This is a genomic window from Paenibacillus terrae HPL-003 (assembly GCF_000235585.1).
GTDB classification, from domain to species: Bacteria; Bacillota; Bacilli; order Paenibacillales; family Paenibacillaceae; genus Paenibacillus; species Paenibacillus terrae_B.
In genome coordinates, this window is record NC_016641.1 from 1,955,686 (window position 1) to 1,976,646 (window position 20,961).

The window sequence follows — 20,961 nt, forward strand, 5'->3', positions numbered from 1 at the left end:
AAATCCCCGCCGACCAATTAAGGTTAGCGGGGATTTTTGTTCCTATCCGTTTAAGCACCTCCAATGGTAACGTAAGGCTGAATACTATAGTGGTGGTTAAGGGCTTGATCCGGCACAGTAACAATAAACAAAAAGTTAGCCGCGATGATCAGCAGTACCATTTTTTTTAACATTGTTCATCCACACCTTTTCAATAAGATTTAAAAATGCTGCTTTAGTTTCTGGAACCGCATAATCCTGAAAGTATAAAAAAAGACCCATACAATTTATAAAATAAGTCTCATTATTTAGTTTATGATAACTTATTATTGAATACATCAAATGTTTAAAGCCATCAATGTAAGAACCTCGATGTAAATCATAATAAGCTAATTCGTAACCAAACCACGCGATATAGTCCGGTATCACCTGTTGAGTATACATATCATCGGATGGAGGCTGTTCAGAAAACGAATTAATCTCCGTTTCAAACCGTTGAAGTATTTCATCCACGTCCAATTCAAATCGGTTTGCTGCAATTATAACATTCAACAATTTGGAGATTTCCTCTTGTTCATTAGAGCCTGATGTTGCTGCAATATATTCAACATAATCTTGAAGCACACTTATATCTCCTGACAACAGCTTATATACGTAAGTATTACCTTCCGCCCAATGTTGAAACAAACCGATCCAGTGTCGGGTATCCTCGTCCGTCTCCTTGACCCAATCTAAATTAGCGTAGGCGTATGTATATTGTAAAGCTTGTTGATAATCGCCTTGGGCTTCGCAGACACTTGCGCATAGTAAATCGGCATAGGTGATGTACACAAACATGGGACGACTTAACTTCTTAGTAGATTCATTACGCTCTCGGCTCTTCTGTTGGTGTTTCAAAGTATATTGGATTTCCGCTTTATCTCTCATTTTTCTCGCCATTTCATCGACCTTGTCCCATTTACGCAAAGACCTGTACACGTTAGCTAAATCCTTCAATGCGTCAAGCTGATCTATTTCATCTAGGCGCTCAACGAAAGCCTCAAATACCGCTGCTGCTCTGAGATTTTTGCTTTGATCGTCTCCAATCTGAATCGTGAATATACGGTATTGACAGATTGCCAAGCGTTCGGAGTGCTGGTATTTCTCCGCCTCTGCTACATTCTCATAGAGCAGCAACGCAGCAGCATGTCGTCCTTGTGCTAATAGCGTTTCTGCAATGTCAAATAGTTTAGGTGAATAGAGTAGATTGTCCATGATTTGTCTAACGATTCGACTGATCGCATCCAGCTTGTCCAGTTCTGCACAACGATATAGCAACCGCTCAATTCGACGCATATTGGGGGAGCGTTCGATGATGTAGTTTTCTACATATAAGTCGTAGAAGTAGCCTTCCGGTAAACCCATAGCCTCAGTGATTCGGTCAAGCTGGTTAACAGATATAGGACTATTACCAGTTACAATGCCACTTACTATCCCCCTATTAATGCCTGCAATATGCCCAAACTCGGTCATGCTTAAATCTTGTTGTTTTAGATATTTTTCCAATTCAGCTCTTATCGTAGGTGTGATTGCCATACATAAACCACCCTTCACATAAAAATGCCATAATTTTATATTCTTGCATTCTATTGTTCTCCAAAATTAACCATCTGTCAATATATTATGCAACTAATGTATAAAGGTAAAGTTTGGAATATTAATGCATATGGAAATGGAAAGGAAGAGCGATGGAAGCGGAGAGTAAGAGGGAAAAACGCACTCCATACAGAGCGCGACTTGTGAGTGAAGCGCTGGGGCATCGGTAATTGATTTCAATCCACGCACTCCACATGGAGTGCGACCTTGATCGTGAGCGTGAATTGCGTAAAGAAGGTTTATTTCAATCCACGCACTCACATGGAGTGCGACGGCACTGATCCCGCTCATGGCCGTTATCTTGGAAATTTCAATCCACGCACTCATATAGAGTGCGACGTTAACCTTTTCAGATAGTTCAGGGTACATATCAATTTCAATCCACGCACTCATATAGAGTGCGACAATGTAGCTTCAGCTGTCAGCACCCCACGCGTAAATTTCAATCCACGCACTCATATAGAGTGCGACGCCGTGCGGATAGTCAGCCGAGAACCCAACGATTTCAATCCACGCACTCATATAGAGTGCGACCTTTAAGACGACTATTTATATTATTCAGTTCATCCTATTTCAATCCACGCACTCATATAGAGTGCGACTGACGAGATCGTTGCGTACTTATCCGGAGAGTGGCCGATTTCAATCCACGCACTCATATAGAGTGCGACAGCGGAAATGTAGTGATTTATACCCTAATGGTATCAATATCATACATTTTCGCAATAAACGATGCCGAAAAGGCTTGAATCAAGCATTGACATTCACTCATTACAACCGATTCAAGCCTTTTTCGACAAATTTCGAGGTGCGAAGGAACCGGGGTTTTTATGTGAGCTTCACATTCGCACTTTATAAAATGAGGTATTTGTTGTCTATCCAGTTGAATCCAACATACATTTAAATACGGAGTTTCGCAACCTTTTCCGCCTTCTCTTTCCACTGTACAAGTCACGCCTAAACGATCGAAGATCGTTCATCCAGAAACTCGGACGGCGAGCAGCCTGTAAGCCGTTTGAATATCCGATGAAAATAGGAAACATCACTATACCCCACATACTCTGAAATTTCACGAATCGTCAGCCGGGACTCGGTCAGCATGTAGATGGCGGTTTTAATACGTTGCGTATGTACATGCTCGCTGATGGTTTGGCGTGTTACCTCGCGCAGCAGTGTGGCTGCATAGTTGGGCGTTTTACGAATGGCGTCGCCAAGCTCCTCTTTCGTCACCTTTTCCCGATAGTGATTCTGAATATACTGCTTCATATGCTCCACATGCTTCTCTTTATCGCAAGAAATGTCACCCTTGTCCCATTCCTGATTGATATAAATCATCGCTTCGGTCAGCAAGCAGTCAGCCATCATTGCATAGTAGCTCGGACGCTCAGTCCATTGGTAGTACACCGATTTGATCCGTTCATGCAGCATATCGTAGCATCCGAGCTTGATCAGCAACGGCTGGTCTGTATTCAGCAGGGGAAGTGCGTGGTTCGTACATGTTTTGCGGCAATGTATCACATACTTGGTATGAAAAAGTGTAGGAATGCTCTTGCCGTAGTAAGGCAAATGTCCGGGTAGAATCAGCGCTTCTCCCTTGCCGAGAATAAACTTGCAACCGTTCACCCAATATACACATTTTCCAAAGGTAACCAAAATGAACAGTAAGTCATCGTCGCTGCTATTCGGGCCAGCCTTTTCGTACCAGTCTATACCATGGTCCTGTCGCATGTCCGTCATTGTAATCACGAGGCTCACCCTCCGATGTCTTAAACAATTATTGTACTGTAGTACATTCATCATACTATAGTTCATAGTCTTGGCGCACGGGTACAGGTAAAATAGAACTATAGAAGTTAATAGATAGAGAGTAGAAGTGGGATAGAAATCAGACAGTAAAGACATTCAGTAAAGACATTCAGGAGGATGACATTACTATGCTTAAAACGAAAATTATCTGTACTATGGGACCTGCCTGCGACTCCATTCATTTGTTAAAAGAAATGATCCAGGCCGGTATGACAGTAGCCCGCTTGAACATGGCTCACGGGGAGCTGGAAGATCACGTTAAACGTATTGAGAATGTGCGGCAGGCTGCGAAGGAACTGAACACCTTTATTCCCGTCATGATGGATATCAAGGGACCGGAAATACGGATTGGCAAGCTGAAAGAAGCGTCCTGTCTGCTGAAGCCAGGTAGCCAGCTTATTTTGACCACGGAAGAAATTTTGGGGGACGAGCACCGTATTTCGGTCAACTACCCGGATATGCCGAAGGATATCAAAGCAGGCGACCGTATTCTCATTGATGATGGTTTGGTTGATCTGACTGTAACTTCCATTCAGGAAACAGAAATGATTTGTAATATCGTAAGCGGCGGTATTTTGAAACCGAGAAAAGGTGTGAATCTGCCAGGGATTCATACGACCCTTCCGGGCGTAACAGAGCGCGATGTGAAGCACATCCAATTTGGGGTGGAGCAGCGTATTGAGCTTATTGCGGCTTCTTTTGTGCGTAAAGGCGATGATATTCGTGAAATCCGCGAGATTTTGAAGGGACATAACGCCGAGCATGTACAAATTTATTCTAAAATTGAAAATGCCGAAGGTATGGAAAACCTGGATGATATTATCAAGGCTTCGGACGGTATTATGGTAGCCCGTGGTGATCTGGGCGTCGAAGTGCCGATTCAGGACGTACCTGTGATGCAAAAAGAAATGATCGACAAGTGTAACCTGGTAGGCAAGCCGGTAATCGTGGCCACACACATGCTGGAATCCATGCAGGTAAACCCGCGTCCGACGAGAGCCGAAGTTAGTGACGTGTTTAACGCCGTTATGCAAGGAGCCGATGTGGTTATGCTGTCGGGCGAATCTGCTGCGGGTAAATACCCTGTAGAATCTGTACGGACAATGGCTGCTGTAGCTGCCAGAGCTGAATCTCAGTTTGATTATCAGGAGCAGTTCGATAAGCGCAGAGCACGTCAAAGCACGAACATTACCGAGGTCATCAGTCAAGGTGCGGTTAGTTCGTCCCTGGAGCTGGACGCCAAAGCGATCATTACGTCTACGGCCAGTGGCTTTACTGCCCGTATGGTGTCCAAATATCGTCCGAAGGCTCCAATTATTGCAGTTACCCCGAACAATACGGTATTCGCTAAAATTTGTCTGTTGTCCGGTGTATTCCCGGTTAAGGGCGATAAAGTTGCAACGACGGATGAAATGTTCGAATCTGCTATCCGCAACGCCCTGAATGCAGGATATATTCAAAAAGGCGACACCGTTGTCGTGTCGGCAGGAGTTCCTGTCGCCGAGGCCGGTGCCACTAACCTGATTAGAGTACATCAAATATAAGCGTAGATCCAGACAGCAGAAAGGCGCTGATCCCCAACGGGCTCAGCGCCTTTTTTACATACTATCGTGGGCAAGTTATAGCCCAAACACACTCTTGGCAACGACCTGCGTCAACTCTGCCTTATGGGCTTGGTACTGTTCAGAGGTAATACTCTTGTTGGCCAGCCGTTGCTCCAACTGCTCCGTCAACTGAGCCACCTGCAAATCAACGATAGCTTGAGCGTCCCGTTCATTATATTGTGCAATATCCGCCAAGGTTTGACCGTTATACAGCGCATCATACAATTGCTCATCCGAGGATACACCCAGTGTTTCCAGCAGCTCATCATCCTTGGAAGCTTCACTATCCTGTACCTGAGGGGCTCTTTCTGGAGAGAGTGCAGAAGCATTGGCCCGACTTCCCCATGTAGAGGACTGCCCAATAGATAACGCCAGCAACAAGGTGCAGATGACCATTATTCGTTTTCGATTCATAAGTGTAAAGTCTCCTTTTGATTTCTTTAAAATTCTGACAGGGTGGAACGGTATATGGATATCCAACGGGAGTAATATTCACGCTTTTAGCCCATCTGGCTTTTATGTAGTTACCAGATTCTTAAATACATCATACACGCCCAATATTAGCGCCAGCTTAATACTCGTTTAAAATAAACTAAAAGAGCTATCCTTCGGACCCTGTTTTTTTCTTTGACCAGATTTTTCGTATCCCATGCATACAGAGCAGCAGTAGAGGCAGAAAAAGGCCCATAGAATCCCAGGATTGCTGGTATGGGACATTTGGGTATATGATCACCGACAGCGGCAGAACAAATGGGTCCAACTCCCTTCTCCAGCATCGGTTGGGCGTTCTCCAGCTTGATATTGGATACGATTAAAACGACAAAAGCTGTATACAGCAAAATGAACAAGGGTAGCAATAGTTCAGCAGAACGGGCTACCGTTTCCAGTCCCAGGCGCACGCCCATCAATACAATGAGCGCAAAGAGGATGTTGACTGCTTGCATCGGCGTTTCTGGCATCATTTGAGTAGTCAAAAAATTCCCCACATCATACAACACCGCAGCAGGACCCCCCAGACCGGCGCCCACTCCGACGAGTGCTCCGATCCATGCATCCTGTTTAGCAGTAGCGGCCATAACGGAAGGGATGACGAGAATTGCAGTGCCGATTGTAAATAATATCGTTAAGATCAACAATTGCCGTGAGGAGATTTTGACTTGCTTAGGCACCATCTTCACCTCTATCTTCATGTTTATCATCCGGCCTGTTGTTCTTTTTTGTCCCCAACCTTTTCAGGGCATGTATACTGAGCAGCAGTAAAGGAAAAAACAGCCCGAGCGATAGTGAATAAGGAATCCACGTCTTGGTATCATAGGCTTGTTGATAAGGGACATTCGGATATACGATGATCGACATGACGACTAGAAGAATGCCGAGAGGAAGCACTAACTGTCGGTCGTTTTTCAAGTGAAAGATTTGGGCTATTGCTGTCACAGTGGAATGCATATACACTGTGATCCTGAAAAAGAGCGAAATAAACCACATGGTAGCCATGATCGCTTCGATGCGCTGTAGAAAATGGCCGATGCTAATTTTTTTGGCTAACGCATAGCTTGGATATATATTTCTTGCCGTTAGATCAGGACCTAATACCAAAATAGCTAATGCAACGACCACGACCAACATGAATCCGCCAATCAGGCTTCCTGTGAAAATAGCTTTACGGGCTTGATCGAAACGATTGACAGAAGCCGGGAAGATCATGAGCAGAACGATGTGAGGCAGAAAAGCTGTGCTGACAAAGGACAGGGCAGCAGACCAAATAGGCCCCACTCCAGCCTCCAGTACAGGTTGAACGTTTTCCAATTTAACATTGGATACTACCAAAACCGTCAAAGAAATGTAAAGCAGAATAAATAACGGAAACATCAGTTCAGCAGAACGAGCTATCACTTCCAGTCCCAGCCGGACAGCCAACAATATAATAAGCGCAAAAAGGATGTTTACCGCTGGCATCGGTGTTTCCGGTATCATTTGAGTGGTCATAAAATTCCCAAGGTAGAATAAAACGGCAACAGGAGCATTGATGAAAAATGTGGCGAAAAACAGAAGACCGACGGCTTTACCCAGCCACTTTCCGAGCAGGGCTTCCATCATTCCAATCAGGGTCATCTGTGGATACAGCGCCGCAAGCTTGATGTACAAATACAAGATGAGAAGCCCGGCCCCGACCCCGACAAGCGCGGCAATCCACGCGTCCTGCTTGGCTACCAGCGCCATGCCTGATGGGATGATGAGGATTGCGCTCCCAACCGTATATAAAGTCGTCAAGATCATAAGTTGACGTGCTGAGATATTGATCTGCCCGGGCACCAATTTCACCTCGTTTTATTTTATTAGACCGATATGGGTTAGGAAATCGCTGAATGGTCTATACACGGCTGTGATCCAATCCAGAGGAGTAGGAATAAACCCACTTAATGCCTTGGCGCTGCTGAGTCCGACCCCAAGAAGGAGCAGGATGGAAAACAGCCAAAGCTCTTTTTTCAACCCTTTTTTCCGCATGTACGGGACCTCAAACATGATGATTGCAGCAGCGACCAGCAATATGCCCAGAACGTTCGCTATTTTAGGCAGCATCTTTTAACACCTTCTTTGGTAGGTTACTCCTTCATATCATTCAGGAATGAGCTGCCAATCGTGCCCAAGCGCCGAATTTTGAAATCGACCTTGATATCTACGGGTAATTCTGCGAGATGCTCACGATCCCAATTTTTTTTCAGTGAATTCCAGGTCTTCGGATTAGCGCGGTGAATGGCTTCACCGAAACCGAAAATGTCAGATTTATACGATTTTTGAGCTTTTCTAACGGCTGATTTCATAATCTCCTCGATCTTTTCTTCCTCTTTCTTCTCCAACTCATAAATTGTGCTCACCTTGGTCAAATCCAGGCCCTGACACTCGACTTCCCCCACGTTGGCCTCAACCTGCATTTTAACTTTGATCCGGGGCTCTCCTCTGTTAACGCTGCCTTTTATGGCGGTTTGGGTCCGAATGATCTCTGTGACAACTTTGCCGCCTTGGGGACAGGCAACAAAGCCGACAGAGCTTTGCACTTTGCCGAGAATGAAGTTGTAGCCCCTGCTTTCAGTTTCGTTTAACCATCCGATTAACTTGTCTTTTCTGAATACAGCAAGTCCTGAATACTGTAAGCGGGCAGGAGGGGCGATCGTTTGGACGTTTTTGTTTGATTCTCCCATTTCTGTATTTCCAATAATCTGAAGTCCTGTCAAGATAGGCTGCATTCCTTCACTGGTGAGAGCTGTAATCAATTCATCCAAGGTTACCGTCATACTGGGCGACCAGTTTCTTTCCGATGTTTCCAGGGCGGAGTAAAGGTCATTCGCCGGAATCGGGTCCAGGGGTGTCATAATTTTCAGTGTGTCCTCTGCACTGGTGCCCTTTGATACCACAATATAAAAATCGGTGCGGAACTGATGATCCCTGGAGAGTAAATCCAGAGCTTTTGCTATCCCCTCCCTCGCTATCGACTCACCGATTACGCAGATGCGCAGGTGAGAAAAATACATTTTTCGGGGACTAATCGTCGTTATTTTCCGGATTGCTTCAAACACAGTGTCAGCTTCCGCTGTGTACAACGTGGCTGGAGCCCCACCGGCTGCTCCTTTTTTGGCTGCTGCTTCTCCGGGGTTCACAACTTGGACGGAGACACGGAATTGATCTCCATGTTTATCGATCCCCATGCCGACGGCGATAGCAAGCTCATTCAGCTCCTTGCGGTTCCAACAGCCTGTCAGAAGCAGGACGAGTGTAAGAATCAGGAACAGAAATGCCGCCTTCCGTTTCATGATTGTTTACTCCTTTCCGTCTTTCCCTGTCTTCTTCGCTTTATTCCCGTGGTTTTCGAGGCGGGGTACTGTTTCGGCGATTCACATTTTTTTGATCAATCAGCCGGGGACGTGTAATCAACATCCAGTGAGGAAGCCGAAAGATGGTATCCTTGGTGTCCGACGGTATTAAAGGGGCAAAAGGAGCCATATAGGGAACGCCAAACGAACGAAGGCTGCACATATGCAGGATGAGGGCAATGCCACCCACGATAATCCCGAATAGTCCGAATGAAGCAGCAAGCCCCATCAAAGGGAATCGCAGCATACGGAAAGCAATGGACATATTATAGGCAGGCAGAACGAAGCTGGAAATCGCAGTAATGGATACGACAATGACCATCGCCGCTGATATGATCCCGGCCTGGACTGCTGCTTGTCCGATGACGAGCGTGCCCACGATGGAGACGGCTGCCCCGATATACTTTGGCATGCGGACGCCGGCTTCCCGTAATATTTCAAAAGTCAGTTCCATCATGAGCGCTTCGATAAAGGCGGGAAAAGGAACGGACTCCCGCTGTGCCGCCAGACCAATCAGCAGTGAGGTTGGCAGCATTTCCTGATGAAACGTAGTGATGGCAACATATAAGGACGGACCAAGCAGGGAAATGAAGACCCCGGTGTAACGAAGAACCCGGATGAAACTGCTGATGTCCGCACGCTGATAATAATCCTCCGCCGCATGTAGAAAGGAAACAAACAGCGCGGGTACGACAAGCACAAATGGGGTTCCATCCACCAGGATCGCGATCTTCCCTTCCAGCAGTTCGGCGGCGATGACGTCTGGGCGTTCGGAGTTGTATACTGTCGGAAAAGGGGTAAATGTTTCGTCCTGAATTAACTCCTCGATATATCCGCTTTCAAGAATGCCGTCTACATCAATGCGATTCAGTCGTTCATGCACTTCTTCGACCAATTTATGGTTCACGATTCCCTTGATATACATGACTGCGACATCGGTTTGGGTCACACGGCCGATTTTTTTTGTTTCCAGCCATAAATTCGGATCTTTTATCTTACGCCGGATCAAGGCCGTATTCGTGCGCAGTGTTTCAGAGAATCCTTCTCGCGGCCCACGGACGACATTTTCCGAGGCTGGCTCGGTGACCCCACGATCCCTCCATCCTCGTGCGCTGGCAATGATTCCTTGCGTCTCACCGTCAATCAAAATGATCGCATCACCGGACAGCAGAGCGTTATATAAGGTTTCAAAGTCAGTAACATCCCGGATGTCACCAATGGTCAGGGCGTAATCTTCTAAAATTTGCAGGACATGGGAGGAGGTTTGAATACCACGCTCCACGTCCCTGGACAAGCTGCTATCCAGCATCATCGACTCCATGATGAAGTCAGAGACTACGTTTTTATCCGCCAAACCGTCGGTATAGAGGATAGCAATGGTCTGACCGCCATCTTTACCGATACGAACTTCTCTGATGATGATGTCGGTGCTGTTGCCGAGTACTTGTCTGATCCGCTGAAGATTTGGCCCGATATTTGCACTGAGCTGCTCTTCTGAATGTGCAGAATGACTATTGCTGTGCTGGACGGGGGGCTTTTTAAACTTGTTGTGGATGCTTCTTTTCCGAAAACGCATGAACGTTCTCCCTTTCCTTGCGGATGCTTTTTTATCCAGTATGGGCGCAGCGGGCTTCTGATAAACTTACGATTGGAATTTCGATGGGTAGAAGGGGAATATGAAAAAACCTCTTCCACAAGAGTGAAAGAGGTCTTAGACATCTGCAACTATTACAATTTAGGATTTTTCCCGTATTTATTTTCTGCGGGTTGACTGTCTTGGCATAAGAATACAATCAGGATAATAGAACCGACAAGAGGGATTAAACTGATCAACATCCACCATCCGGTTCTGCCTGTGTCGTGCAGTCTACGGGCTATAACGGCCAGAGACGGCAAGAGGACAGCCAAAGAATAAAGGTACGTCAGGATCGGAGTTAAGCCCACAAGACCATCAATCAGACTGATAATAAAAGTCGCGATCGCACTGAACAGAACAAACATCCAGTATTCTGTACGTCGTGCTCTACCTTGAAATCCTACATAGTTTTGTAACACTTTTAAATACCATTGCATATATTTTCACCTCCTCATAAAAATTAAAGGTTTTACTTTAAAGTAATTCAAAATTGTTCTTTTAGGTATATCGGCAGGAAAGATATAGAATTTTACTTGTAAAATTATGGTTTTAAAATGAATGTACACGCAATACATTTAAGCTAATGAATTGTTGTTAAAAGAGATTATAGTCACTCCTATCTTATGAATCTTAGCCGTTCTATTTGACACTATTTGTATTCTCTGAAGCCGTGTAAGTTGGCGCTACAAGGTTTTCGCGGTACACTGATTGTAATTGAACTGTTCTGGGAGGAGATCGTCTGATGTCCAAAGCAGACCATATGTTATCCATTATCTGGATGCTAAAGCAGCGTAGACGAACCGCAGGCGAATTAGCGGAAGCGCTAGAGATCAGCGTTCGTTCGGTATACCGCTATATAGATGCGCTGTGCGTCAGTGGAGTTCCAGTTATTTCCGATGCCGGACCCGGCGGTGGCTACAGCCTGCCTGAGAACTTTGCCGAAGCACCACTGTTTTTCGACGCTGAAGAGCAGAAGGCGCTTGTCCAAGCCGCCGCCTTTGCCCGCGGGACAGGATATCCATATGTCAAAGCTCTTGACCGCGCGCTGGATAAGCTGAAGCGTTACAGCAACGACCGACAAATCGAACGGATGCAGCACCATGAGCGCGGGATTGAAACGCTCCATGCGCCTAATGCGGCGATGGCGGAACATCTGCAAGAGCTTGAATCGGCTACTGCGAGTGGAGACACCCTACACATGGAATACCGCAAGGCAAATGAAGAAACAATCTTGTCACGTTCCATTGATCCTTATGGGCTTGTACTTTGGAAAGGGCAGTGGTACACCATCGCTTATTGCCATCAGCGACAGGAAATTCGTAGCTTCCGTGCTGATAGAATTGCCGGACTCCGGCGTAGCGGCGCAAGGTTCGTACGCCCTGCCGATTTCTCTGCTCGCGATTTTCTCCTGCAGAGCTTGCTTCCCGCCCAGGATACAGCGGAGGACCTGGTTTCCGTCGTGATTGAGTCTTCCGAGGGGATATTAAATGATCTTTGCAGCCACTGGCTATTCGGACATACTTTGGAGCAGCGAGAGAAGGGATGGGCCCGGTTCCTGCTGGATGAGAGTTCATTATTCACCTACGTCCCTTATTTCTTACTGCCTTATGGGAAAACGCTGCATATTCGGGAGCCTGCGGCGTTGAAAGACCGGCTGGTAGCTGTAGCCTTTGAAATGGCTCGCCATTACGAAAATTAATTTTATCTCAAGGGGAACACTGACTGTAGCTGTCAGTGTCTTTTTTGTATAGTGTAAGCAAGCCTAATGAAAGTACAACCATATTATGAGGAGGAATAAGGCATGAAAGAGCTGAAATATGAAATCTACATTGGGGGAACCCCTAAACAGGTATGGGACAGTCTAATCTCCCCGGAGTATGTGCAGCAAATCTATTATGGAAGCATTATTCGTTCCAGTTTCAAGGAGGGGGAACTCTTGGAGTATGTCGGACCAGGCGCTGAGGGTGAAGAAACCGTTCATGTGTACGGGACGCTACTGGAGTATGATCCCTTGAAGGCCCTGCGTTTTACACATAAGGCAGGCCCCTCTTACCTGAAAGGGAGAGAAAACTATGAATCCCGGATTTCTTGGCTGTTGGAACCGATGGGCCAATGCACGAAGCTGTCTCTTATCCATGATGAGTGGCATCCTGACGATCCTTCTTATGAAGCCAGTGACAATGCCTGGTGGCATATCTTGAGCAATACGAAAACCTTGGTGGAGACTGGCCGCACGCTCGATTTCGGAAGCCCCAACTAACAAAAACAACATGTATTCCAATTGCTGCATTCAATAAATACAATAGATTTATATATAAAGCCAGGATGCACTAAACCTGGCTTTTTTGTGCGAGCGTTTAGCTGAATTTAACTCATGTGGAACCATTGATATGATTAATAATATTATTAAATAATTCATAAAAATATAAAATTACATATTGAATTTCCCATATCCATTGCATAATATAGAGGTACGGATAACCGTCAGGCTTAAAACCTGTATTCTTACCAGAAGGAAATATATTTTCGATCCATAATTGAAAGCGCTTTTATCAGATATGCTCAAAAATGAGAGGAGATTAGTTAATGAAACGATTATTTTTCCGTAAAGTAATGGCAGTTTCTCTGGCGAGTGCGCTGCTGCTTCCTGCCTCTTTTGCAGGCGCGGAGCAAACGCTCCACCCGGGTACAGATGAGGTTCAAATCCCGGGACAGATTACCCTACAAGATCAAAACCAAGAGAACATTTCCATTCAAAGCAAAAAGACTGTTTCTTTCAAGGAAACTTCCGTACATGATCCATCCATTCTGAAAGTGAAAGATACATTTTACATTTTTGGTTCGCATCTTGCGGCTGCCAAGTCCAAGGACCTGATGAATTGGGATACGATTGCCACAGGAGTAGCGAATGGTAATGTATTGATTCCCAACGTCAAAGAGGAATTAAAAGAAGCGCTGGATTGGGCGCAGACAGACACGCTGTGGGCTGCGGATGTTATTCAACTGGCCGATGGCAAGTTTTACATGTACTATAACGCCTGCAAGGGTGACTCTCCGCGTTCAGCCATGGGTCTAGCAGTTGCCGATAAAATTGAAGGGCCTTATAAGAATAAAGGCATTTTCCTGAAATCCGGCATGTGGGGCCAACCGAGTGAGGATGGAACGGTCTATGACGCAACCAAGCATCCAAATGTCGTGGACCCGGACACTTTTTATGATAAGAACGGCAAGCTGTGGATGGTATACGGCTCCTACTCAGGAGGCATTTTTATTCTGAAAATGGATGAAAAAACAGGGAAGCCGCTGCCTGGACAAGGCTACGGAAAAAAGCTGACAGGCGGTAACCATGCCCGTATGGAAGGGCCGTACATACAGTACAGTCCGCAAACGGACTATTATTACTTGTTCCTGTCTTATGGGGGCTTATCGGCAGATGGGGGATACAACCTTCGTGTGGCTCGATCCAAAACACCGGATGGTCCTTTTTACGATGCTGAGGGCAACGACATGATCAAGGTCAAGGCGAATCCTGATAAGCCTCTTTTTGATGACGCTTCCATTGAACCATACGGTGTCAAGCTGATAGGGAACTACCTGATTCCAAGGGGAATCGGTGATCCGGGTACAGGACTGGGTACAGGCTATGTTTCACCTGGACACAACTCGGCTTATTACGATCCCAAAACGAAAAAGTATTTTCTGATTTTTCACTCCCGTTTCCCGGGCAGAGGCGAACAGTTTGAAGTGCGGGTGCATGAAATGTTCATGAACGCTGATAGTTGGCCTGTAGTTGCTCCTTATCGTTATTCTGGGGATGAGGATTCACTGAAAAAGTTGTCGGACAAGGATGTCCTCGGTCAATACTCGTATGTAAATCACGGGAAAGAAATCTCGGCCAATATTAAGCAAGCCGTGACCGTCAGTTTGGAAAGCGGCGGCAAACTGTCCGACGGCGCGAGCGGTACATGGAAGCTTGGTACAGGTAATCAACTGGAGATTACGGCGGATGGCACGAAGTACAAAGGTGTATTCCTGCGGCATCTTGATCCAGATACGGGGACTAAGACACTTGCTTTCACTGCTTTGTCCTCCAAGGGTGTTGCGGTCTGGGGTACGTTGAAGCCTGAGCAGAAGGCCAGCAAAATTGTGGCCGCGGTGCAGAAAGATTTGAGCTTGGGCGATACGAGCAACGTTTTTTATAATCTGACACTACCTACTCAGGGAACACAAGATACCACCATTTCGTGGGAGTCCTCACGTCCTGAGAACATTTCCGTGACAGGTGAAGTGTACCGTCCAGAAGCGGGCTCCCAGCCTGCAACGGTCACATTGACGGCGACCATAAAAAAAGACAAAGCAACAGCGAAGAAAAGCTTTATAGCCACGGTTCCCGAGCAGGCTCAGGGTCCACAGCTCGCACACTATGCATGGAGTGAGGATCAAGGACCGCGGGTCGTGGACAGCACATACAACAACTATGATGGCAAGGCATTTGGGGGAGCCACATGGGACAAAGATGGGAAATCCGGCGGAGCTCTTGTTTTGAATGGCAAGGATGGTTACGTGCAGCTACCAGGAATGGTAACGGATGCCGAGGACTTTACCTTTTCCGCGTGGGTAAACTGGAAGGGCGGTGCCGCCTGGCAGCGGATTTTTGACTTTGGAAATGGACAGAGCCGCCATATGTTCCTGACTCCATCCCAAGGAAGCGGAGTGCTACAGTTTACGATCCATGAAGGTACGGATCAAAGCTTGCTTTCGAAAGCACCGCTGCCATTGAACCAATGGACACATGTAGCGGTTACACTGGAGGGGAACACCGGGAAGCTGTATGTAAACGGTGAAGAGGTAACTTTTAATGATAGCGTTTCCTTTAACCCGAGAGAACTGCTGACGAGCGAGGCTTATCTCGGTAAAAGCCGCTTTGCTGCGGATGCTAACTTTAATGGCAGTCTGGATGAAGTTCAATTGTATAACAAAGCGCTTACAATAGATGAAATTAAGGCATTGGCAGGTCTTTGATGCTGGTAGAACAATAACGTAACAGAGTAGATGCAGGAGACGGGCTAATTATATAGAAAAAGTTCGTTTCCTGCATAATGTTTTGTATATTTATTTTTCATTTGCTGGTATAATAAGAAACAGTTGCGGATATACTGTTTTAAGTAGGCGTTGATGAATGATTTTTGCCTCATGAATACGGCTTAGAAACGTAAATAGAGGACAAGAGCACTCTGCATAATTTAAATTCCCCAGTGCTTGCGTTTTCAATACACTTATGGTAATATGAGTATATTGAAATTGTGACCTGAGATTCGCATATTGTAGAGGGTTATTGTTTTAGGTTGAAATAACCTTGTACAATATGTGAATTTTTATTTGTAAAAAATAAAGGTCATATAAATATATTTTGGAGGTAATTCCATGCAAACAGGTACAGTTAAATGGTTTAACGCAGAAAAAGGTTTTGGTTTCATCGAGGTTGAAGGTGGAAGCGACGTATTCGTACATTTCTCCGCAATCCAAGGCGACGGCTTCAAATCTTTGGACGAAGGCCAACGCGTAGAATTCAACGTAGTTGAAGGAAACCGTGGACCACAAGCTGAGAACGTTGTAAAACTGTAATTTAAAATTACAGCCTACTTCAGATGCCCCGAACATAGCGTTTGGGGCATTTGTTTTTATCTGTTCACAGGGCCGTTTTTGAACTGATTACATCTTATCGCTTTATAAATCATGAAGAAAGAGGGATGTTTATGTACAATTCACGGAAAAAGCCAATGGATGAGATTCCTGAGGAAATTACAACTGTCTGGAATTGCGCTAGCGATACGTGCAACGGATGGATGCGGGATAACTTCGCTTTTTCTGTCGAGCCGACATGCCCCATTTGCGGTTCTGCCATGGTGAAGGGCGAGAAAAAGCTGGCCGTTTTGAATAATACGAGCTTTAATCATACCAAACAATCCTAATTGGATATATGTTTGTAGTGAAGGATGCCCCATAGCCGCTAACGGCGCTGCGGCGTCTTTTTTGCTTTTTGGAGAATGCACCGCAAGGTGCTATTTTTTTTGCATATATGAATGTCTTGGTTCTCCGATTATGGCATGGGGGAAGGTTGAGATAGTATGCTCAGTAAGGTGGAATTAAATTCGGGGAGCGCATCGTAAAATACAGCATGACCGCTTCGTTCAAAAGGAATAAGCCTCGATCCGGCAATTCCTTTTTGGGTTTCGATTGCCAACGGGAAAGGGCAGACCTGATCAAGCTTTCCGTGTAAAATCCAGGTAGGTACACGGATATATGGCAGATCCGGGCGTAAATCAGAATCTCGCAGTGAATATAAAGTGAAAGCCATGCTGTGGACAGAGGATGCAAAGCCTTGGTCACGTATCCAGTCGCGTAAGCTCTGGCTGACAGGGTTGGCAAACAATAGTTCGCCAAATGAAGTGACCAGTTGCGGTCGATCTGTATAAGCTTGCTTGATGAGCTTATCCACCTCCGTGACCGGAGTGCCTTGAGGAAAGTCGCTGGATTGAGTGAAACGGGGCGTAGCTGCTCCAAGAAGAATAAGCTGAGTGACTCCAAATCCTTGGTACCTGCTCATATAGCGTACGACAACAGCTCCCCCCATGGAAAAACCAATCAGCCGCACCTGTCTTAGCTGGAGCGACTGAATGACAGCTAGCAGATCGTCCGCAAGCCGATCATAGTTATAGCCTTGCCACGGTCGATCTGACTTGCCGAATCCCCGAAGATCCACCTGAATACAGCGGTACCCGTAAGAAGGAAGCAGGGCCGCCTGATATTCGTACATTCGATGATCCAACGGCCAGCCGTGTACCATCAGAACGGGGATGCCTTCTCCTGTATCTTCTACATACAGCTTGACGCCACGTTCCACCTCAACATAATATCCCATTGCGTTCACCCCTTTGAGTCACGAAAATTCGTTCTTTCTCACATATATGTACCCGGGGCTTAGCTCATTCGGAAAAGGGGTGGCAGCAGTCGCGATTTGAACATATTTATTGTTAAAAAATGTATGTCATCCCGCATAACGATAAGATATAATGATGGGACGAAATAGCAACGGGAGAGTGGAACAATGACACCATCAAGAACTTTAAAATGGATTACAGGCGGTATAGAGATATTTTTAGCTATTCCTGTTTTGGGCGGACTAATCGTCTTAAACTCTGCGTATACCGTGTTGTTTATTATGATGATTTTCCATATCATTACATTAGTGCTGTCGGTGATAAACAAGGAGGCCTATTATGGATCTATCTTAGGGATCGTGACCTCTGTTGTCGGATGGATTCCGATCGTGGGATGGTTGATGCATTTGCTTTCAGGTATATTTTTGATGGTTACAGCAGCTCAAGAGCCGCGTGATCAAGATCGTCATCGTAATTATTATGATAATTATCGCTACTAGGTTTAATATCCTCTCGATTTCAAAACCATGCTTTTTATAGAGCTTATGGCCTTCACAACAAATTCCTGCTGGTTATTTTCATTTCAGACTCCTTTTTTTATTTAGTTCACCACATATTTACTGATGTAAACGAACCATGAGCCTGTCCCTTGCTGCTGTATGACAGCAAAGGACAGGCTCATGGTTTTCCCGATCCGTACAGGGAAGCCGGATGGAAATGTATTGATATACCATGGAGTGGCTATGTCAGAGTAACAAATGATTCTTAGGAATGCGGCTTATCAAGAACAGCTTTTGGAAGCCTGGAGCCTTAGCTACTTCTGCTTTGTAGAGGTTTTAGCTGCCTCTTTTTTAGCAGGAGCCTTGCTGGGATCGGCTTTACTTCCGTCTACTGGTGGCTTGGACGGTTTAACGCCGTTCACCATATCTGTAATCATCTGCTTCAGATTAGAGACACGCTGGTTATATTCGGCGGCTGTAATCTTGCCGTTTTGTTTTTCCGAAGACAGCTTTGCTTTCATGTCAGAAACCACCACATCAATAACGGAATTCACGCTCACACCTTGTGCTTTGGCAATCGTTGCAAGGGATTTGCCTGCTTTCAACTGTGTTTCCAACTGGCTGGAGGACAATTTCAATAATTTCAGGAGAGCCTTGTTTTCCGCAAAGTTTCCTCCTGCAATTTTAGGGCCATTAGCATCGCCGGGATTTCCCTTAGGTGCCTGTGCTTTGTCTGCAGTGGGAGCCTTCTCAGGTGTAGTTGAAGCAGCATGGACTGCACCTGTGGAGTACAGTGCACTGCCTCCTAAAAATGCTAATGCCATCGTTCCAGCCAAAATTGCTTTCCTGGTGTTCTTCATCTTCATTTTCCACCTTTCGGTTAGGGTGTATTTGGTACGAGATTTATCATAAGATATGAACTTGAATGCTGTCTGAGCGCAAGCTGAGCATTTGCTGAATAGGTTTTATTTTGGACGGCATGACTAAAATTTTAACTAAACAGATACTTGTATTATGTGTATTAAGTGATATAATACACTATATGCACGATAGATGCAGCGGATTAGGGGGGAAAACCCATGGAAGAGCAAAGGGTTGGCTCGCTTCGGTTTTTAATTGATTTTAGCCAGCCATTATATGAACAAATATTAAATCAGGTACGAAGCTCCATTGCCAAAGGGGAGATTGAAATGGGAAGCAAAATGCCGTCCGTTCGTGATCTGGCACAGGAATTGCGTATGAATCCGAATACTGTGATGCGGGCGTATCAGGAGCTGGAGCGGGATGGACTGACCGAGAAGCGGCGCGGCTTGGGAACCTATGTTACATCGTCCAGTGAGCGGGTAGACAGCTTTCGGGAACAACTGGCCCTGACGTATATAGATCAGTTCCTGGGACAGATGAGCAGTCTGGGGCTGTCATGGGAGGATGTACAGCGGTATATAGGAAGCAAACAGAACGGGAAAGATGAGAAAGGAGGCGAAAGGACATGACGGAATCTATTGTGGTTGCGAGTCATCTGACAAAGCAATATGAAGGTAAAAAAGCGCTGGACCACTTGGATGTCGTCATTCCGGCGGGACGCATTGTAGGGGTGCTTGGACCCAATGGTTGCGGGAAGTCCAGCTTATTTCGGGCGATCACCGGATTAATTCAACCGGATGGAGGCAGTCTTGAGGTGCTGGGGCAAAAGCCCGGCTGGGAAACCAACCGTGGCATATCCTACCTGCCTGACCGGGCTCGCTGGTACCCCAATCATACGGTGCAGCAGACACTGGAGTGGGGACAGTCCTTTTTGCCTGGCTTTAATATGAAGGATGCGCATAAGCTTGCCGATTATATGGACGTGGAGCTGGAGCTGAAAATGACTGGGCTGAGTCGCGGACAGGAGGCACGTGTGCTGCTGATTCTGTGTCTGGCGCGTGAGGTTCCGCTTATGATCCTGGATGAACCCTTTGCTGGCATTGATGTCCTCTCCAGAGAGGCGATTGTAGCAGGTATTATTGATTATTTGGAGGATCGGCAGCAATCCATACTCATGAGTACGCATGATATTCAGGAAGTGGAAGGCTTATTTGATTACACTGTCATGATGGACCGGGGACGGGTGATATGGTCCGGTGATTCAGATGATCTACGTGGAGAGCATGGATCACTGAATCAGGTGTTTCGCAATTTGTACAAAAAGGAGTGGAAGGCGTGAATTCATCAGGGCTGTTCAAAGATTTGATACGCCATGAATTTCGAAATAAAGGAAGCTGGAGAAAGCAGAGCCGCAATCGACTGCCCAGATCGTGGAGACTTGTATATTTCTCACTATTTCTAATTGCGGCGTTCGTTATTTCCTTGTATTTCGCGCTTCACAACCAGCTCGAATTGACGAGGCTGTGGTATGTCACTCTGGGCTTGCCGTACATGATCATTTTCATGGGTGTGGGAAGTCTGAGAAGAGAATGGGAGAATGATACCTATGGCTGGTGGCTGACCCTCCCCTATCCGCGTATGTGGCTGATTAGCGCCAAATGGATTGCTGCTATTTTACAAGCCTTGGTCGTGATATTGTTCCTGTTTGTGGTAGGTTCTCTGTACGCGCTGTTCATCTCATCAACCATCCAGCCTTATACGTTTGCGGATGCAGCGTCCTTTATTATAGCTGGATTGAACTGGTTTGTGATGATTATCGCTTTCACACCGTTTGTTATTGCGCTGGGTTTGCTGACAGCGAGTACCCGATACAGTACCTTGCGGCCGATTAGCCCGATACTGTGGATTCTTTTGATGGGTGGCGGGAGTGTCTTTTATTGGTCAGGCGATCAGGGGCTTTATGAGCAGTTTGACCATGTTCAGACAGGACAATGGTTTCCTTTTACCTGGCATTTCCCGGTTGCGGTGTTGATCAGCTGGGTTGCTGCCTATGTGTTAATCCGTTTGAACGCTTATTTGCTGGAGAAAAAACTGTCAATTTAGCAAACGATCCAATGATATATATAG

Annotated in this window: 21 protein-coding genes and 1 CRISPR repeat array; of the genes, 10 read left to right on the forward strand and 11 right to left on the reverse strand. The window is 46.0% G+C overall.

Annotated elements, in window-relative coordinates:
• Positions 1–135: 135 nt before the first annotated feature.
• Positions 136–1,554, reverse strand: coding sequence for a helix-turn-helix domain-containing protein (locus tag HPL003_RS08955; protein ID WP_014279312.1), 1,419 nt, complete (start codon positions 1,552–1,554; stop codon positions 136–138).
• A gap of 301 nt (positions 1,555–1,855) precedes the next feature.
• Positions 1,856–2,285: direct repeats of the CRISPR family, unit length 32 nt; unit sequence ATTTCAATCCACGCACTCATATAGAGTGCGAC.
• Between the two features lie 286 nt (positions 2,286–2,571).
• On the reverse strand, positions 2,572–3,360 hold the full coding sequence (locus HPL003_RS08960) for a helix-turn-helix transcriptional regulator (RefSeq protein WP_014279313.1): 789 nt from the start codon (positions 3,358–3,360) through the stop codon (positions 2,572–2,574).
• A gap of 188 nt (positions 3,361–3,548) precedes the next feature.
• On the opposite strand from HPL003_RS08960, the gene pyk reads away from it, so the two are divergent.
• Entirely contained in the window at positions 3,549–4,964 is a 1,416-nt protein-coding gene (gene pyk, locus HPL003_RS08965) for a pyruvate kinase (RefSeq protein ID WP_014279314.1), read from the forward strand.
• Between the two features lie 75 nt (positions 4,965–5,039).
• Here the strand turns inward: pyk and HPL003_RS08970 are convergent, their stop codons facing one another.
• The 7 genes from HPL003_RS08970 to HPL003_RS09000 form a co-directional block, all read right to left on the reverse strand.
• Complete coding sequence (locus HPL003_RS08970) at positions 5,040–5,438, reverse strand: hypothetical protein (protein ID WP_014279315.1); 399 nt, start codon at positions 5,436–5,438, stop codon at positions 5,040–5,042.
• Between the two features lie 146 nt (positions 5,439–5,584).
• Positions 5,585–6,214 (reverse strand): GerAB/ArcD/ProY family transporter, encoded by a 630-nt coding sequence (locus HPL003_RS08975; protein ID WP_238533460.1) that lies wholly within the window; start codon positions 6,212–6,214, stop codon positions 5,585–5,587.
• Entirely contained in the window at positions 6,186–7,337 is a 1,152-nt protein-coding gene (locus HPL003_RS08980) for a GerAB/ArcD/ProY family transporter (protein WP_014279317.1), read from the reverse strand. The genes HPL003_RS08975 and HPL003_RS08980 overlap by 29 nt, the downstream gene beginning before the upstream one ends.
• Before the next feature lie 15 nt (positions 7,338–7,352).
• A complete protein-coding gene (locus HPL003_RS08985; protein ID WP_014279318.1) occupies positions 7,353–7,604 on the reverse strand; it encodes a hypothetical protein in 252 nt (83 codons plus the stop codon).
• A gap of 23 nt (positions 7,605–7,627) precedes the next feature.
• Positions 7,628–8,833, reverse strand: coding sequence for a Ger(x)C family spore germination protein (locus tag HPL003_RS08990; RefSeq protein ID WP_014279319.1), 1,206 nt, complete (start codon positions 8,831–8,833; stop codon positions 7,628–7,630).
• A gap of 40 nt (positions 8,834–8,873) precedes the next feature.
• The gene (locus tag HPL003_RS08995; RefSeq protein WP_014279320.1) at positions 8,874–10,469 is read right to left on the reverse strand and encodes a spore germination protein; all 1,596 of its coding nucleotides are present in this window, start codon (positions 10,467–10,469) and stop codon (positions 8,874–8,876) included.
• Between the two features lie 152 nt (positions 10,470–10,621).
• Positions 10,622–10,966: a DUF805 domain-containing protein gene (locus tag HPL003_RS09000; RefSeq protein ID WP_014279321.1), complete on the reverse strand. Its 345-nt coding sequence runs from the start codon at positions 10,964–10,966 to the stop codon at positions 10,622–10,624.
• Positions 10,967–11,271: 305 nt separating this feature from the next.
• On the opposite strand from HPL003_RS09000, the gene HPL003_RS09005 reads away from it, so the two are divergent.
• The 5 genes from HPL003_RS09005 (at position 11,272) to HPL003_RS09025 (ending at position 16,501) form a co-directional block, all read left to right on the forward strand.
• Entirely contained in the window at positions 11,272–12,228 is a 957-nt protein-coding gene (locus tag HPL003_RS09005; RefSeq protein ID WP_014279322.1) for a helix-turn-helix transcriptional regulator, read from the forward strand.
• A 102-nt stretch (positions 12,229–12,330) separates the two neighbouring features.
• Positions 12,331–12,789: an SRPBCC domain-containing protein gene (locus tag HPL003_RS09010; protein WP_014279323.1), complete on the forward strand. Its 459-nt coding sequence runs from the start codon at positions 12,331–12,333 to the stop codon at positions 12,787–12,789.
• Positions 12,790–13,115: 326 nt separating this feature from the next.
• On the forward strand, positions 13,116–15,551 hold the full coding sequence (locus tag HPL003_RS09015; protein WP_014279324.1) for an arabinan endo-1,5-alpha-L-arabinosidase AbnB: 2,436 nt from the start codon (positions 13,116–13,118) through the stop codon (positions 15,549–15,551).
• A 402-nt stretch (positions 15,552–15,953) separates the two neighbouring features.
• The gene (gene cspD / locus HPL003_RS09020; RefSeq protein ID WP_013308356.1) at positions 15,954–16,154 is read left to right on the forward strand and encodes a cold-shock protein CspD; all 201 of its coding nucleotides are present in this window, start codon (positions 15,954–15,956) and stop codon (positions 16,152–16,154) included.
• Between the two features lie 131 nt (positions 16,155–16,285).
• Entirely contained in the window at positions 16,286–16,501 is a 216-nt protein-coding gene (locus tag HPL003_RS09025) for a cold-shock protein (RefSeq protein WP_013308357.1), read from the forward strand.
• 128 nt (positions 16,502–16,629) lie between these two features.
• On the opposite strand, the gene HPL003_RS09030 is transcribed toward HPL003_RS09025, so the two are convergent.
• Positions 16,630–17,451, reverse strand: a complete 822-nt coding sequence (locus HPL003_RS09030; RefSeq protein WP_014279325.1) for an alpha/beta fold hydrolase — start codon at positions 17,449–17,451, stop codon at positions 16,630–16,632.
• A gap of 186 nt (positions 17,452–17,637) precedes the next feature.
• On the opposite strand from HPL003_RS09030, the gene HPL003_RS09035 reads away from it, so the two are divergent.
• Positions 17,638–17,970 carry a hypothetical protein gene (locus tag HPL003_RS09035; protein WP_014279326.1) on the forward strand — a complete coding sequence of 111 codons (333 nt, stop codon included), beginning with the start codon at positions 17,638–17,640 and terminating at the stop codon, positions 17,968–17,970.
• Between the two features lie 314 nt (positions 17,971–18,284).
• Here HPL003_RS09035 and HPL003_RS09040 read toward each other — a convergent pair whose 3' ends face one another.
• On the reverse strand, positions 18,285–18,830 hold the full coding sequence (locus HPL003_RS09040; RefSeq protein WP_014279327.1) for a hypothetical protein: 546 nt from the start codon (positions 18,828–18,830) through the stop codon (positions 18,285–18,287).
• A gap of 219 nt (positions 18,831–19,049) precedes the next feature.
• Here HPL003_RS09040 and HPL003_RS09045 point away from each other — a divergent pair, with 219 nt between their 5' ends.
• From HPL003_RS09045 to HPL003_RS09055, 3 genes are read left to right on the forward strand one after another with little or no spacing between them, the layout of a single operon-like run.
• Entirely contained in the window at positions 19,050–19,463 is a 414-nt protein-coding gene (locus HPL003_RS09045; protein WP_014279328.1) for a GntR family transcriptional regulator, read from the forward strand.
• Positions 19,460–20,173, forward strand: coding sequence for an ABC transporter ATP-binding protein (locus HPL003_RS09050; protein ID WP_014279329.1), 714 nt, complete (start codon positions 19,460–19,462; stop codon positions 20,171–20,173). Before HPL003_RS09045 ends, HPL003_RS09050 begins: the two co-directional genes overlap by 4 nt.
• A complete protein-coding gene (locus HPL003_RS09055; RefSeq protein WP_014279330.1) occupies positions 20,170–20,937 on the forward strand; it encodes an ABC transporter permease subunit in 768 nt (255 codons plus the stop codon). Before HPL003_RS09050 ends, HPL003_RS09055 begins: the two co-directional genes overlap by 4 nt.
• Positions 20,938–20,961: the final 24 nt, after the last annotated feature.

Excerpts from the sequence above, each read along its gene's own strand:
- HPL003_RS08955 (WP_014279312.1), bottom strand. The coding sequence starts at position 1,554 with ATGGCAATCACACCTACGATAAGAGCTGAATTGGAAAAATATCTAAAA.
- pyk (WP_014279314.1), top strand. The coding sequence starts at position 3,549 with ATGCTTAAAACGAAAATTATCTGTACTATGGGACCTGCCTGCGACTCC.
- HPL003_RS08970 (WP_014279315.1), bottom strand. The coding sequence starts at position 5,438 with ATGAATCGAAAACGAATAATGGTCATCTGCACCTTGTTGCTGGCGTTA.
- HPL003_RS08975 (WP_238533460.1), bottom strand. The coding sequence starts at position 6,214 with ATGAAGATAGAGGTGAAGATGGTGCCTAAGCAAGTCAAAATCTCCTCA.
- HPL003_RS08985 (WP_014279318.1), bottom strand. The coding sequence starts at position 7,604 with ATGCTGCCTAAAATAGCGAACGTTCTGGGCATATTGCTGGTCGCTGCT.
- HPL003_RS08990 (WP_014279319.1), bottom strand. The coding sequence starts at position 8,833 with ATGAAACGGAAGGCGGCATTTCTGTTCCTGATTCTTACACTCGTCCTG.
- HPL003_RS08995 (WP_014279320.1), bottom strand. The coding sequence starts at position 10,469 with ATGCGTTTTCGGAAAAGAAGCATCCACAACAAGTTTAAAAAGCCCCCC.
- HPL003_RS09000 (WP_014279321.1), bottom strand. The coding sequence starts at position 10,966 with ATGCAATGGTATTTAAAAGTGTTACAAAACTATGTAGGATTTCAAGGT.
- HPL003_RS09005 (WP_014279322.1), top strand. The coding sequence starts at position 11,272 with ATGTCCAAAGCAGACCATATGTTATCCATTATCTGGATGCTAAAGCAG.
- HPL003_RS09010 (WP_014279323.1), top strand. The coding sequence starts at position 12,331 with ATGAAAGAGCTGAAATATGAAATCTACATTGGGGGAACCCCTAAACAG.
- HPL003_RS09015 (WP_014279324.1), top strand. The coding sequence starts at position 13,116 with ATGAAACGATTATTTTTCCGTAAAGTAATGGCAGTTTCTCTGGCGAGT.
- cspD (WP_013308356.1), top strand. The coding sequence starts at position 15,954 with ATGCAAACAGGTACAGTTAAATGGTTTAACGCAGAAAAAGGTTTTGGT.
- HPL003_RS09025 (WP_013308357.1), top strand. The coding sequence starts at position 16,286 with ATGTACAATTCACGGAAAAAGCCAATGGATGAGATTCCTGAGGAAATT.
- HPL003_RS09030 (WP_014279325.1), bottom strand. The coding sequence starts at position 17,451 with ATGGGATATTATGTTGAGGTGGAACGTGGCGTCAAGCTGTATGTAGAA.
- HPL003_RS09035 (WP_014279326.1), top strand. The coding sequence starts at position 17,638 with ATGACACCATCAAGAACTTTAAAATGGATTACAGGCGGTATAGAGATA.
- HPL003_RS09040 (WP_014279327.1), bottom strand. The coding sequence starts at position 18,830 with ATGAAGAACACCAGGAAAGCAATTTTGGCTGGAACGATGGCATTAGCA.
- HPL003_RS09045 (WP_014279328.1), top strand. The coding sequence starts at position 19,050 with ATGGAAGAGCAAAGGGTTGGCTCGCTTCGGTTTTTAATTGATTTTAGC.
- HPL003_RS09050 (WP_014279329.1), top strand. The coding sequence starts at position 19,460 with ATGACGGAATCTATTGTGGTTGCGAGTCATCTGACAAAGCAATATGAA.